This window comes from Alteraquisediminimonas sediminicola (assembly GCF_019740335.1).
GTDB classification, from domain to species: domain Bacteria; phylum Pseudomonadota; class Alphaproteobacteria; order Sphingomonadales; family Sphingomonadaceae; genus Alteraquisediminimonas; species Alteraquisediminimonas sediminicola.
The window spans coordinates 146,261-158,765 of record NZ_JAHXZS010000001.1; the positions used below are offsets into that span (position 1 = coordinate 146,261).

Sequence of the window (12,505 nt, forward strand, 5' to 3'; positions counted from 1 at the left end):
GCCGTTCAGCTATTTATCTGACCAGCATGGTCGCAACATTTCCGGGCGGTCTTCTCGCATTTGCGATTCGGCGCGATGCTTGATAGTGGCTCTTGCATGGCTACAAAACCTCGCACACTTTATGATAAAATCTGGGATGCTCATGTTGTCGACCAGCGCGACGATGGCACCTGCCTGATCTATATTGATCGCCATCTGGTCCATGAAGTGACCAGCCCACAGGCGTTTGAAGGCCTTCGGGTCGCGGGCCGCAAGGTTCGTCGTCCGGACCTCACGCTTGCGGTGCCGGATCATAATCTGCCGACCACGGCTCGTGTCGATGCAGCGGGCAGCCGCCTGCCCATCGCCGATGTCGAAAGCGCGCAGCAATTGGCGGCGCTGGAATCCAACGCCCCGTCATTCGGCATCAAATATATTGGTGCTACCGACCGCGAACAGGGCATCGTCCATGTCGTCGGCCCGGAACAGGGCTTCTCGCTCCCCGGCACGACGATTGTCTGCGGCGACAGCCATACGGCCTGTCACGGCGGGATCGGCGCATTGGCATTCGGCATCGGCACATCCGAGGTTGAACATGTGCTGGCGACCCAGACGTTGCAGCTCAAGCAATCCAAGACAATGGAAATCCGCGTCGAAGGCACTCTTGGCTTTGGGGTTAGCCCGAAGGATGTGATCCTAGCGATTATCGGCAAGATCGGCGCTGCGGGCGGCACCGGCTATGTCATCGAATATACCGGCTCGGTGTTCCGCGATATGTCGGTGGAAGGTCGCTTGACCGTGTCCAACATGTCGATCGAGGGCGGCGCGCGGGCAGGGCTTGTCGCGCCGGACGACAAGACCTTCGCCTATTTGAAGGGCCGTCCGATGGCGCCCAAGGGCGAGCAATGGGATCAGGCGGTTGCCTATTGGCGGTCATTGGCGACTGATCCGGGCGCGACCTATGACAAGGTCGTTACCCTCGACGCTGCCGATATCGCGCCGAGCCTCACCTGGGGCACCAGCCCTGAAGATGTCGTGCCGATCACCGGCGTGGTGCCGGACCCGATGAGCTTTGCCGACCCGTCCAAACAGGCGGCGGCGCAGAAATCGCTCGATTATATGGGTTTGGTGCCGGGGCAACGGATGCAGGACATTGAGGTCCAGCACATTTTCATCGGTAGCTGCACCAACAGCCGGATCGAGGATTTGCGCGCAGCCGCCGCTGTCGCCAAGGGGCGCAAGGTCGCGGCCAATATCAAACAGGCATTGGTCGTGCCGGGGTCTGGCCTCGTCAAGGCGCAGGCGGAAAGTGAAGGTCTGGACAAGATCTTTATTGAGGCCGGCTTTGAATGGCGTGAACCGGGCTGTTCGATGTGCCTTGCGATGAACCCGGACAAGGTGCCGCCGGGCGAGCGTTGCGCGTCCACCTCCAACCGTAATTTTGTCGGGCGGCAGGGACCGGGGTCGCGCACGCATTTGGTGTCGCCTGCGATGGCAGCGGCAGCGGCGGTGACGGGACGATTGACGGATGTGCGGGAGTTGATGGCATGAAGGCAGTGAACAAGGTCGATGGCCGGGCGTTTCCTTTGGGCCTGAAAAATGTCGATACCGATGTCATCATCCCGGCCCATTATCTCAAGACCATTTCGCGCATTGGTCTTGGCAAGGGCGCGTTTGAGACGATTCGGGCGCAACCGGGCAATGTGTTCGACGATCCCGAATATGCGGGCGCGCCGATCATCATCGCGGGCGATAATTTCGGTTGCGGATCGAGCCGGGAACATGCCGCTTGGGCGCTCAATGACATGGGTGTCGAAGCCGTGATCGCGCCGAGCTTTTCCGATATTTTCTCGGGCAATGCGTTCAAGAACGGCATTGTGACGGTTGTTTTGCCGCAAGAAGCGGTCGACCGTTTGTTGGAAGTGGCCAAGACCGATCCGATCCACATCGATCTGGAAAATAAGGTCGTGACCACACCTTATCAGGATCGTTTTGCGTTCGAGATCGACGATTTTCGTCGCAATTGCCTGATGAACGGGCTGGATGAAATTGGGCTGACGCTTGCCAATGCCGACCGTATTTCGGCGCATGAGCGGACATTGGCGCAATCCCAGCCTTGGCTGGTGCCTGTGGCTGCTTGATCAGTACGTGATGATGTGCGCGGGCGGTGCAACTTCCCGCGCCATTATAGGGAAAATATGGTATTCTGACATCATTAGAGCGTTGCCTTTTCGGCGTTGCGCCCTATGTCAGCCATGAGAAGATAACTCCTTTATTGTGAGAAGTGACGATGACAACCTTTGACGATCGCGAAAAGGCGTTTGAAGCCAAGTTTGCACATGATGAGGAAATGCTGTTTCGCATCACTGCCCGACGTAACAAGCTGTTGGGCCAATGGGCGGCGGAGCGCATGGGGCTGACGGCGGCGGAAACCGATTCCTATTATAAGTCGGTGGTGCAGGCTGATTTCGAAGAGGCTGGCGACGAAGATGTGGTGCGCAAGGTGCTGGGTGACCTGACCGGCGCTGGCGTCGACACCAATGACGCAGAAGTGCGTCAGGCACTGGCAGAACTGGCGATCGAAGCCCGTCGCCAGATGCTGGAGGCCAAGTAAGCCGATGGCAATGGCCGCCGATGACATCGAGGCCATGATCAAGGCCGCTTTCCCCGATGCTGAGATCGAGATTACCGATCTCGCCGGGGATGGCGATCATTATGCTGCCCGCGTCGTTTCCGCTGCTTTTGCGGGCATGAGCCGGGTGAAGCAGCATCAGGCGGTCTATGCGGCCTTGGGTGGGCGCATGGGCGGCGTGTTGCATGCCTTGCAATTGACGACTTCTACCCCGGATTGAGGCCTTTGGCCTGATTGAGGAACTGACCATGAGCGATTCCATTATTGACCGGATTGGTCAGGCCGTACAGGCTGCGGATGTCTTGCTGTTCATGAAGGGGACGCCCTTGTTTCCGCAATGCGGCTTTTCCAGCCGCGCGATTTCGATCCTTGATCATCTCGGCGTCGAATATGCGACGGTCGATGTGTTGCAGGACGCAGAAATCCGCAATGGCATCAAGGAGTATTCGGATTGGCCGACGATCCCCCAGCTTTATGTGAAGGGTGAATTTGTCGGCGGTTCAGACATTATGATGGAAATGTTCGAAGCGGGCGAACTCGATGCCCTGCTCGACGAAAAGGGCATTGAACGCGGGGTTGCCTGATCTCTTGGGGATCTGATCCGCAATATTGCCAGTATCTCGGGAAGCAAAAATGACGACGATCATCAAGGAAGCCGACCTCATCGAGAGCGTGGCCGACGCGCTCCAATATATTTCTTATTATCACCCGATGGATTACATCAAAGCCTTGGGTGAGGCATATAAGCATGAGCAAGGTCCGGCGGCCAAGGACGCGATTGCACAAATCCTGACCAACAGCCGGATGTGCGCCGAGGGCCATCGCCCGATCTGTCAGGATACCGGGATCGTCACCGTCATCATCAAATGGGGCCAGCAATGCGTGCTGGATTCCGAGAGTTCGTTGCAGGATGTGGTCGATGAAGGCGTGCGTCGCGCCTATAATCTGCCGGAAAACCGCCTGCGTGCGTCGATTGTCGCCGATCCGGCCTTTGGCCGCAAGAACACCAAGGACAATACGCCTTCGGTCGTGCATGTCGAAATGGTGCCGGGCAACAAGATCGACATTCAGGTTGCGGCCAAGGGCGGCGGTTCGGAAAACAAGACCAAGTTCGCCATGCTCAACCCGTCGGACAGCATTGTCGATTGGGTGCTCGATATGATCCCGAAGATGGGCGCTGGCTGGTGCCCGCCGGGGATGCTCGGCATCGGCATTGGCGGCACCGCCGAAAAGGCGATGATCATGGCCAAGGAATCGCTGATGGGCGATATCGACATGGCAACGCTGAAGGCGCGTGGGCCTGAGACCGATATTGAAAAGCTGCGGGTCGAGATTTTCGACAAGGTCAATGCGCTTGGTATCGGCGCGCAGGGCCTTGGTGGCTTGAGCACGATCCTCGACGTCAAGATCATGGATTATCCGACCCATGCCGCATCCAAGCCGATTGCGATGATCCCAAATTGCGCGGCGACCCGCCATGCACATTTCGTGATGGATGGTTCCGGCCCGGTCTATCTCAAGCAGCCCGACCTGTCCGAATGGCCGGATGTGCATTGGGCGCCGGATAGCAATTCGATCCGCGTCGATCTCGATAGCCTGACCCCGGAAGTGGTGCAGAGCTGGAAGCCGGGCGATCGCCTGTTGTTGAACGGCAAGATGCTGACCGGTCGCGATGCGGCGCATAAGCGGATTCAGGACATGCTGGCTCGTGGCGAGGAATTGCCGGTCGAATTCAAGGGCCGCGTGATTTATTATGTCGGTCCGGTCGATCCGGTGGGCGATGAAGTGGTGGGACCGGCTGGCCCGACCACCGCGACCCGCATGGATAAGTTCACCGATATGATGCTCGAACAGGGTCTGCTGGCGATGGTCGGCAAGGCCGAGCGCGGGCCGACCGCGATTGAAAGCATCAAGGCGCATCAATCGGCCTATTTGATGGCTGTCGGTGGCGCGGCCTATCTCGTCGCGCGCGCGATCAAGGCATCGAAGGTCGTCGGTTTTGCCGATCTGGGGATGGAAGCGATCTATGAGTTCACCGTGCAGGATATGCCGGTGACGGTCGCGGTCGATGCCAAGGGCGAAAGCGTGCACCAATTTGCGCCGCTCGTCTGGCGCGAAAAAATCCGCAAGGAAAAATTGCTCGAAGGTGCATAATTTCGCGCCTTGATGGCCAAGATTGAAAGCCCGTCCACGCAATAACAGATTGCATGGACGGGCTTTTTGGTTCCAACTCTCTGAGTTGCACTGCGACTCAGGAGATTGACCATGCGTGTCGGCGTCCCGAAAGAAATCAAGAAAGACGAATATCGGGTCGGGCTGACCCCGGCGGCGGTGAGGGAATATGTCGGGCATGGCCATCAGGTCTTGGTCGAGACCGGGCTGGGCAATGGCATAGGCGAAACGGACGCGCATTATCGGCAGGCGGGGGCGACCATTGTTGCGACCGCCGCCGAGATTTTTGCGAGCGCGGAGATGATCGTCAAGGTCAAGGAGCCGCAGCCGCAGGAATGGGCGCAGTTGCGGCCTGCGCAAATCCTGTTCACCTATTTGCATCTCGCGTCCGATCGACCCCAGACCGAAGGGCTGTTGGCGAGTGGGGCCACGGCCATTGCCTATGAAACCGTGACCGATCCGCGTGGCGGCCTGCCGCTTTTGACCCCGATGAGCGAAGTTGCTGGGCGGCTATCGATACAGGCGGCGGCGCGCTGTCTGGAAAAAGTGATGGGCGGCAGTGGCTTGCTGCTTGGCGGCGTCGCGGGGGTGGCGCCCGGACGGGTGGTTGTGATCGGCGGCGGGGTTGTCGGAACCGAAGCCGCGAAAATGGCCATTGGCCTTGGTGCGGAGGTGACGATCATCGACCGGTCTTTGCGCCGCCTGCGGGAATTGGAAGAACTGTTCGATGGCCGGGTGCGCACGCTCTATTCGACCGGTGAGACGCTGGAACAGGCGGTGATCTCAGCAGATGTCGTGGTGGGGGCGGTGCTGATCCCCGGCGCCTCCGCGCCCAAATTGGTGACGCGGCAGATGATCGCATTGATGCGGCCCGGTTCGGTGGTGGTCGATGTCGCGATTGATCAGGGCGGTTGTTTTGAAACCTCGCATGCCACGACGCATAGCGATCCGGTGTTCATCATCGATGGCGTGGTGCATTATTGCGTGGCAAATATGCCGGGGGCCGTGCCGCGTACATCTGCTTATGCGCTCAATCATGCTACCCTGCCTTATGGGCTGGCGCTCGCGGATCGGGGATTGGCGGCCTTGGGTGATGTGCCGGGCCTGCGCGACGGGCTGAATGTCTATGAGGGCAAGATCTACGCCCGCGCCGTGGCGGAGAGCCTGTCGCTGCCCTTTGCGGGGGATGAGGCTTCATTGGCGGTCGGGCGCTGAATAGGCCCGACCGCCAATAAGGATTACTGGTTCAACCGATAATCGAGATATTTATCGACCGACGCCATCAGTTCGACCTGTTCGGCGGCGAAGAAATGGTTCGCGCCGTTGATTTCATCATGATGGATGGTGATGTGCTTTTGCGTACGCAGCTTATCGACCAATTTCTGCACGGCGGTGGGCGTGACCACCTCATCCGCCGTTCCCTGAATGATGATGCCCGATGAAGGGCAAGGGGCGAGGAAGGTGAAATCATACATATTCGCGGGCGGCGCGATCGAGATGAATCCCTTGATCTCCGGACGGCGCATCAGCAATTGCATGCCGATCCATGCGCCAAAGCTGTAGCCGGCGATCCAGGTTTGCTGTGCTTCCGGGTGGATGCTCTGCACCCAATCGAGCGCAGCGGCCGCATCCGACAATTCGCCAATGCCATTGTCGAACGTGCCTTGCGATTTGCCGACACCACGGAAATTGAAACGCAAGGTCGCAAAACCGCGACGTGCGAAGGTTTGGTACAGTTGCTGCACGATCCGATTGTTCATCGTGCCGCCCGCATTCGGGTGCGGATGGAGGATCATTGCGAGCGGCGCGCGCGGACGCGAACCGGGGTTGAAGCGGCCTTCGAGACGCCCTTCGGGGCCGGGGAAAATAACTTCAGGCATAAGCGCCTTTCTGGCAGATGGAATTGAGTTGCACATGAATGCACAAGCAGTTGTCGGAGCCTATATAGAAAGGCTATGCCGCTGTGCAATAATATTGGGCATGTGCGCGGCGATGATCCATTTTCTTGGATCGGCTTGGGGGTCGAAATGAAGGACGACAGGCTATATCTCGACCATGCGGCGACCACGCCGGTGCTGGCGGCGGTGCGCGCGGCGGTTGCGGAGGCCATGGCGCATTGGGCTAATCCCTCTTCACCCCATGCGGATGGCCGCGCATCGCGGGCGATGCTGGAGGACGCACGAGCGCGGATTGCTCGGGCGTTGAACTTTGATGGCATGATCATCCTGACCTCGGGCGCAACCGAAAGCCTGCATATGGCCTTCAATCGTGCCCCTGTGGATGCGCGTTTTGTCTCGGCGGTCGAACATGATGCGTTGCAGCGGATGGGCGAGGGCAGCTATGTCCTGCCGGTGCGCGAAGACGGCCTTGTTGCAGAGGATGCGCTGGCCGGGAGATTGGGCGCATTGGCGGCAAAGCGGCCCTTATTGGCGATCCAGTCGGTCAATAATGAAACCGGGGTGATCCAGCCCTTGGACGCATTATATCCGATCATTCAGGCCGCAGGCGGCTTGTTGCTGGCGGATTGCGCGCAATCGGCGGGCAAATTGGCGCTGCCTGAGGCGGATTTTGTCGTTGTGTCCGGGCATAAATTGGGCGGGCCACCGGGCGTGGGTGCGTTGTTATTGCGCGATCCGGCCACGTTATCGGCTGTGGGTGGGCAGGAGCAGGGCTATCGCCCCGGCACGGAGAATGTACCGGGGGCTGTCGGTCTGGCGGTCGCGCTGGAACAGGGACGCAATTGGGTGCAACGCGCGGCGGATTTGCGCGCGCATTTGGATAGCTCGATTGAATCGATGGGCGGCGAAATCGTGGCCAAGCGCAGCCCGCGCCTTGCGACCATCGCGTCCTATCGCATGCCGGGCGTCCCGGCCAATGCCCAGCTGATCCAGTTCGACATGGCGGGCATTTCGGTATCGGCGGGCAGCGCATGTTCTTCCGGCAGTTTGAAAACGAGCCATGTGCTTGCGGCTATGGGATGGGACGAGGTGGCGGCGCGCGAAGTGGTGCGGGTGTCCTTTGGGCCTGAAACCAGCCGCGCCGATGTCTATCGCTTCACTGAGGCATGGCAGCGGATCGCGCAGGATGGGCGGCAGCGGCAAAAACAGATGACGGGTGCATGACGAAACCGGCGCCGATCTATCTCGATTATCAGGCGACGACCCCGCTGGCGCCAGAGGCTCGGGCGGCGATGATGCCTTATCTCGAGGCGCAATTCGGCAATCCGCATAGCATGCATGCGATGGGCCGCGCGGCGGCGGCGGCGGTGGAACTGGCGCGTGATCGCGTGGCGGCGTTGCTGCCGCACGGCGGCGCGACGATCTTCACCTCGGGCGCGACCGAGGCGATCAACTGGGCGATCAAGGGCATGTTGCGGCCCGGCATGACATTGGCCGTGTCGGATATCGAACATGCGGCGGTGCTGGATACGGCAGAATTTCTCGCCGGACAGGGCGTGAAGATCATCCGCCTGCCGGTTGGGCCGGATGGCGTTGTCGATCTGGCGCAGGCGGCGGATTTATTGCCCGCGCAGGTTGATCTATTGTGCGTGATGCAGGTGAATAACGAGATTGGTACGATCCAGCCGGTGGCCGCATTGGCGGCGCTCGCGCATCAGCGCGGCGGGTTGATGCTGTGTGATGCGGTACAGGGCTATGGCCGATTGGCATTGCCAGAGGGCGCAGACATGATCGCCCTGTCCGCGCATAAGATCCATGGGCCGAAGGGCATTGGCGCGCTGTGGCTGCGCGATGGGGTGCTGCCTGTGCCGTTGATGCATGGCGGCGGGCAGCAACAGGGTTTGCGTTCCGGCACTTTGGCCCCGGCCTTGTGCGTCGGCTTTGGTGTGGCGGCGATGTTGGCGGGCGAAAATATTGCGGCGGATGCGGCGCATGTCCGGGCGTTGGCGGTGCGGTTGCAGGAGATGTTGGGCGAGGGATGGGTGCTGAACGGCAGTGCGCTTGAACGTTGGCCGGGTAATCTCAATCTGCGGCGTGCGGGGCTGGATGTTGCCCGGTTGATGTCAGATGTGCGCGGCGTGATGTTTTCGGCAGGGTCTGCTTGCGCCAGCGGATCGGGGAGGCCCAGCCATGTGTTGCAAGCGATTGGCCTTGATGCGGCGGCGGCGCGGTCGTCGATCCGGTTGGGCTTTGGTCGATATACGTTAATGGAACAGGTTGAATGTGCCGCAAAATTGATCAATGATGCGGTGCAGCAACAAAATTTGTGGGGCGCATGACCGAAATCAGCTTCATCGCCATTAATGGCACCGATAAAACCGTGGTAAATGCGGTGGATGGGGATAATCTCCTGACGCTGGCGCAAAACAGCGGGCAGCCGCTGGAAGGGACATGCGAAGGCCAGATGGCCTGTTCGACCTGCCATGTCATTATATCGGATGAAGATTTTGCCAAGCTGCCCCCAGCGACCGAGTCGGAAGAAGATATGTTGGACTTTGCCGCTGGCGTGACCCGCACAAGCCGCCTTGCCTGTCAGATCATGGTCGATGGATCATGGGATCGCCTGACCGTCCGTATTCCGGCGGTCGTGCGCAATATGCAGGGGCGATAGATTTCGCCTGAAGTCCTGAACTTTGCCCAATAAAAAAGCCGGACCCGTTAAGGCCCGGCTTTTTTAATGCACAAAATACTGGCGATCAGTCGAAGATCGCGCCCCAGCTACGCTTGGCGCGGTTCTTCCAATAGCCGCGATGATAGGCATCGGAGGCCAGAAGCGGCATGACTGAACCGGCTTCGGCGAAGACCATCTGTTCGATGCCGGTGTTGACCTTGCCCCAGCTTGCGGCTTCTTGCAGCGTCGAGGATGAGCAAGCGCCATCGCGCACATCGGCGACGGTGATTTGCACCGCATATTTATGGACCTGCACATCATCATGGCCGAGGATTTCGGCGCAGACGACGGTATCCTGAATGAAGTTCTTCGGCACGCCGCCGCCGACCATCAACAGGCCGGTGGTGCCTGCCTTGATTTTGATGTCGGTCAGTTCGCGGAAATCCGCAACTGCATCGATCATCATATAGGGCTTGCCCTCTTTCGCGCAGTCGACCTGATGCTTGACGAGGCCGAAACCCGCCGAAGAATCGACAAATGCCGGGCAGAAGATCGGCACATCATGCTCATAAGCGAGCTTGACGAGGCTGTTGTCCTTCTTGCTATGTTCCGAGAGATAGCGGCCCATTTCACGGATGAAGGCGCGGCTCGAATAGGCTTTCGGTTCCAGCTCGTTCGCGATCTTGTTGATCGTGAAGTCGCAATCCTGAAGCTGTTCTTCATCGATATAGGTATCATAGATACGGTCGATCAGCAGCGAGCGCAGCGTATCATCGTCCGGCACTTCCAGCGCCTGATAATGCTTGTGGCCAAGGCCTTCGAAGAAATCCATATCAACGATGGTCGCGCCGGTGGCGACGATGCCGTCGATCATGTTGTTGCGGAGCAATTCCGCATAAAGGTCCATGCAGCCGCCCGCCGAGGTTGAACCGGCGATCACGAGGAAGATCGAGCAATCCGGATCTTGCAACATCTGGTTATAGATGTTGGTGGCGCGGGCGAGATCACGCGAGGTGAAACTCATCTTCGCCATGCCGTCGATGATCGGACGGGCATCGAAGCTCTTGATGTCGATATGTTCGACCAAAGTAGACAGCAGTTCCGCCTTGCGCTGGGCGTCGATCTGGGGGGTGGTCATTATTGGGCCTCCAAAAAAACATCCCCCTCCCGCAAGCGAGAGGGGGGCAGGATCATTGATAATAAGGGTTGGTTACAGCTTGACGACGTTCGACGACGGGCGCTTGGCCGCAATTTCGATATCGCCATAGAGCGTGGCCATCGGTTCATCCGTCACGATATGGGTCGCCCCATTACCGAAACCGTTGAACGCAGTCCGCATCGCGCAGCCATACGCGCCGAGCATGCCGATTTCGATATAGTCGCCGACTTTCACATCGGCGGGCAGCATGAACGGCCCGGCCATGTAATCGCTGTCGTCACAGGTTGGGCCATAGAAGCTGAAGGCCATATCCTGCGTGCGCGATTCCTGCTGGCGCAGCAACTGCACCGGGAAGCGCCAATCGACATGGGCGGCATCGAACAACGCGCCATAAGCGCCATCGTTGATGTACAGTTCATCGCCGCGACGACGTTCTACCCGCACGACCAGCGAGCTATATTCGGCGGACAGGGCGCGGCCCGGCTCGCACCACAATTCGGCGGAATAGCTGACGGGCAGCTCTTCAAAGCCAGCGTGAATGGCGTCGAAATAGGGCTGGAGATCATAAGCTTCGCGCCCAGGATAGCAGGACGGGAAACCACCGCCGACATCGATGATGTCCACGGTGACGCCAGCCGACACAATCGCCGAGCGGACCTGTTCCATCGCCTTGACATAGGCCTTGGGGGTCATGGCCTGACTGCCGACATGGAAGCAGATGCCGAGCGCATCGGCGACCTGACGGGTGGCCATCAACAGATCGGCGGCGCGATCCGCCTCGATCCCGAATTTCGAGGCCAGGCTGAGTTCGCTATATTCCGACGACACGCGCAGCCGGACGCAGAGCGATAAATCGGTCGCATTGTCGGTGGCGCGGGAAATTTTTTCCAGCTCTTCCATGCTGTCGAGCGAGAAAATGCGGACATTGTGGACAAAATAGGCTTCGCGGATCGCTTCTTCGGCCTTGACCGGATTCATGAAGGCGAGCTTCGCCTCGGGGAGATGCGTCGCGACGAGACGAACTTCGCCGATAGAGGCGACGTCGTAATTCGTCACGCCTTCCGCCCAGAGGAGCTTCAGCAGATCGGGCGATGGATTCGCTTTGATCGCATAGAAAGAGCTACCCTGAAACTTCTCGACAAAGAAGCGGGCAGCACGCTGTGCAGCATGCGGTCGAATAAGCGTAACCGGCAGAACCGGTTGCAGGGCGGCAGCTAGCCCCAGCGCGTTATGATGCTTGTGCAATTCAAGGGACCTCCAAGGGGTGTAGTTCAACAAAGGCTGCCTTACGGTTATTGGAAGTCCCCTTGGGGCAGCGACGCACCCTATAGATTTACGTGACCCGCTTGTAAAGAATGCGAATCGTTGTCAGTGGCTTGAGGACTAAATTTTTTCGATTGGAGACAGTTTTTTTATGCTCGCTCAGGAATTGCTGCCCGCCGCATTATCCATCGCCATGATCGCCATTGCGGTGCTGATCTGGGGTGGCATTAATGTGATGCGCCGCCAAAACAAACAGCGCGGCATCCTGATGTTGGCTGCCGCGCTGGTATTGTTATTGAATGTCTTGATTATCGGCCTGCCAACATAAGGGCAGAAAGGGCAATCAATCTTCCGGTGCGATGGTGACGCGCAGGCCTTCAAGCGCGTCCGTCACCTTCAACTGGCAGGACAAGCGCGAAAGTTCGTTGCGATGGTCCGAGCTGTCGAGCAGGTCGTTTTCATCTTCGGTCATCGCCGGAATGGCATCGGCAAACGCCGGGTCGACATAGACATGGCAGGTGGCGCATGAGCAGCAGCCGCCGCACAGGGCCAGCAGTTCGTCCACGCCATTGTCGCGAATGGCTTCCATGATGCTGACGCCATTATCTGCGTCGACCTGCTGTTCGCTACCGTCACGCTTTACGATGGTTACTTTTGTCATTGATGATTGCTCCCTTCTGAGGCATTCCTCTTAATGGCTGGGCTATGGCCTCGACAGGTCTACAAATCAA

The 12,505-nt window shown here is 58.9% G+C and carries 15 protein-coding genes; 11 read left to right on the forward strand and 4 right to left on the reverse strand.

Features of this window, described 5'->3' with window-relative positions:
* Positions 1 to 96 precede the first annotated feature (96 nt).
* The 7 genes from leuC (at position 97) to ald (ending at position 5,998) form a co-directional block, all read left to right on the forward strand.
* On the forward strand, positions 97 to 1,530 hold the full coding sequence (gene leuC / locus K6117_RS00760; RefSeq protein ID WP_221791874.1) for a 3-isopropylmalate dehydratase large subunit: 1,434 nt from the start codon (positions 97 to 99) through the stop codon (positions 1,528 to 1,530).
* A complete protein-coding gene (leuD, locus tag K6117_RS00765) occupies positions 1,527 to 2,120 on the forward strand; it encodes a 3-isopropylmalate dehydratase small subunit (RefSeq protein WP_221791875.1) in 594 nt (197 codons plus the stop codon). The genes leuC and leuD overlap by 4 nt, the downstream gene beginning before the upstream one ends.
* 149 nt (positions 2,121 to 2,269) lie before the next feature.
* The gene (locus K6117_RS00770) at positions 2,270 to 2,593 is read left to right on the forward strand and encodes a DUF1476 domain-containing protein (protein ID WP_221791876.1); all 324 of its coding nucleotides are present in this window, start codon (positions 2,270 to 2,272) and stop codon (positions 2,591 to 2,593) included.
* A gap of 4 nt (positions 2,594 to 2,597) precedes the next feature.
* Positions 2,598 to 2,831, forward strand: a complete 234-nt coding sequence (locus tag K6117_RS00775; protein ID WP_221791877.1) for a BolA family protein — start codon at positions 2,598 to 2,600, stop codon at positions 2,829 to 2,831.
* Positions 2,832 to 2,859: 28 nt separating this feature from the next.
* Positions 2,860 to 3,195, forward strand: a complete 336-nt coding sequence (gene grxD / locus K6117_RS00780) for a Grx4 family monothiol glutaredoxin (protein WP_221791878.1) — start codon at positions 2,860 to 2,862, stop codon at positions 3,193 to 3,195.
* Between the two features lie 49 nt (positions 3,196 to 3,244).
* Positions 3,245 to 4,765 carry a fumarate hydratase gene (locus K6117_RS00785; RefSeq protein ID WP_221791879.1) on the forward strand — a complete coding sequence of 507 codons (1,521 nt, stop codon included), beginning with the start codon at positions 3,245 to 3,247 and terminating at the stop codon, positions 4,763 to 4,765.
* 111 nt (positions 4,766 to 4,876) lie between these two features.
* Positions 4,877 to 5,998: an alanine dehydrogenase gene (ald, locus tag K6117_RS00790; RefSeq protein ID WP_221791880.1), complete on the forward strand. Its 1,122-nt coding sequence runs from the start codon at positions 4,877 to 4,879 to the stop codon at positions 5,996 to 5,998.
* Between the two features lie 23 nt (positions 5,999 to 6,021).
* On the opposite strand, the gene K6117_RS00795 is transcribed toward ald, so the two are convergent.
* Entirely contained in the window at positions 6,022 to 6,663 is a 642-nt protein-coding gene (locus tag K6117_RS00795) for an alpha/beta hydrolase (protein ID WP_221791881.1), read from the reverse strand.
* A gap of 147 nt (positions 6,664 to 6,810) precedes the next feature.
* Between K6117_RS00795 and K6117_RS00800 the strand changes: the two genes are divergently transcribed.
* From K6117_RS00800 to K6117_RS00810, 3 genes are read left to right on the forward strand one after another with little or no spacing between them, the layout of a single operon-like run.
* Positions 6,811 to 7,905 carry a cysteine desulfurase family protein gene (locus tag K6117_RS00800; protein WP_221792793.1) on the forward strand — a complete coding sequence of 365 codons (1,095 nt, stop codon included), beginning with the start codon at positions 6,811 to 6,813 and terminating at the stop codon, positions 7,903 to 7,905.
* Positions 7,902 to 9,020 carry a cysteine desulfurase family protein gene (locus K6117_RS00805; protein WP_246604742.1) on the forward strand — a complete coding sequence of 373 codons (1,119 nt, stop codon included), beginning with the start codon at positions 7,902 to 7,904 and terminating at the stop codon, positions 9,018 to 9,020. Before K6117_RS00800 ends, K6117_RS00805 begins: the two co-directional genes overlap by 4 nt.
* Entirely contained in the window at positions 9,017 to 9,352 is a 336-nt protein-coding gene (locus K6117_RS00810) for a 2Fe-2S iron-sulfur cluster-binding protein (protein ID WP_221791883.1), read from the forward strand. Before K6117_RS00805 ends, K6117_RS00810 begins: the two co-directional genes overlap by 4 nt.
* 85 nt (positions 9,353 to 9,437) lie before the next feature.
* Here the strand turns inward: K6117_RS00810 and K6117_RS00815 are convergent, their stop codons facing one another.
* Both K6117_RS00815 and K6117_RS00820 read right to left on the reverse strand, forming a co-directional pair.
* Positions 9,438 to 10,490: a 1,9-bis(guanidino)-5-aza-nonane synthase gene (locus K6117_RS00815; protein ID WP_221791884.1), complete on the reverse strand. Its 1,053-nt coding sequence runs from the start codon at positions 10,488 to 10,490 to the stop codon at positions 9,438 to 9,440.
* 72 nt (positions 10,491 to 10,562) lie between these two features.
* Positions 10,563 to 11,756 carry a type III PLP-dependent enzyme gene (locus K6117_RS00820; protein WP_221791885.1) on the reverse strand — a complete coding sequence of 398 codons (1,194 nt, stop codon included), beginning with the start codon at positions 11,754 to 11,756 and terminating at the stop codon, positions 10,563 to 10,565.
* Between the two features lie 169 nt (positions 11,757 to 11,925).
* On the opposite strand from K6117_RS00820, the gene K6117_RS00825 reads away from it, so the two are divergent.
* Positions 11,926 to 12,102 (forward strand): hypothetical protein, encoded by a 177-nt coding sequence (locus tag K6117_RS00825; protein WP_221791886.1) that lies wholly within the window; start codon positions 11,926 to 11,928, stop codon positions 12,100 to 12,102.
* A gap of 15 nt (positions 12,103 to 12,117) precedes the next feature.
* On the opposite strand, the gene K6117_RS00830 is transcribed toward K6117_RS00825, so the two are convergent.
* The gene (locus K6117_RS00830) at positions 12,118 to 12,435 is read right to left on the reverse strand and encodes a 2Fe-2S iron-sulfur cluster-binding protein (RefSeq protein WP_221791887.1); all 318 of its coding nucleotides are present in this window, start codon (positions 12,433 to 12,435) and stop codon (positions 12,118 to 12,120) included.
* Positions 12,436 to 12,505 lie beyond the last annotated feature (70 nt).

Coding starts and splice junctions, on each gene's coding strand:
- leuC (WP_221791874.1), top strand. CDS start 97: ATGGCTACAAAACCTCGCACACTTTATGATAAAATCTGGGATGCTCAT.
- leuD (WP_221791875.1), top strand. CDS start 1,527: ATGAAGGCAGTGAACAAGGTCGATGGCCGGGCGTTTCCTTTGGGCCTG.
- K6117_RS00770 (WP_221791876.1), top strand. CDS start 2,270: ATGACAACCTTTGACGATCGCGAAAAGGCGTTTGAAGCCAAGTTTGCA.
- K6117_RS00775 (WP_221791877.1), top strand. CDS start 2,598: ATGGCAATGGCCGCCGATGACATCGAGGCCATGATCAAGGCCGCTTTC.
- grxD (WP_221791878.1), top strand. CDS start 2,860: ATGAGCGATTCCATTATTGACCGGATTGGTCAGGCCGTACAGGCTGCG.
- K6117_RS00785 (WP_221791879.1), top strand. CDS start 3,245: ATGACGACGATCATCAAGGAAGCCGACCTCATCGAGAGCGTGGCCGAC.
- ald (WP_221791880.1), top strand. CDS start 4,877: ATGCGTGTCGGCGTCCCGAAAGAAATCAAGAAAGACGAATATCGGGTC.
- K6117_RS00795 (WP_221791881.1), bottom strand. CDS start 6,663: ATGCCTGAAGTTATTTTCCCCGGCCCCGAAGGGCGTCTCGAAGGCCGC.
- K6117_RS00800 (WP_221792793.1), top strand. CDS start 6,811: ATGAAGGACGACAGGCTATATCTCGACCATGCGGCGACCACGCCGGTG.
- K6117_RS00805 (WP_246604742.1), top strand. CDS start 7,902: ATGACGAAACCGGCGCCGATCTATCTCGATTATCAGGCGACGACCCCG.
- K6117_RS00810 (WP_221791883.1), top strand. CDS start 9,017: ATGACCGAAATCAGCTTCATCGCCATTAATGGCACCGATAAAACCGTG.
- K6117_RS00815 (WP_221791884.1), bottom strand. CDS start 10,490: ATGACCACCCCCCAGATCGACGCCCAGCGCAAGGCGGAACTGCTGTCT.
- K6117_RS00825 (WP_221791886.1), top strand. CDS start 11,926: ATGCTCGCTCAGGAATTGCTGCCCGCCGCATTATCCATCGCCATGATC.
- K6117_RS00830 (WP_221791887.1), bottom strand. CDS start 12,435: ATGACAAAAGTAACCATCGTAAAGCGTGACGGTAGCGAACAGCAGGTC.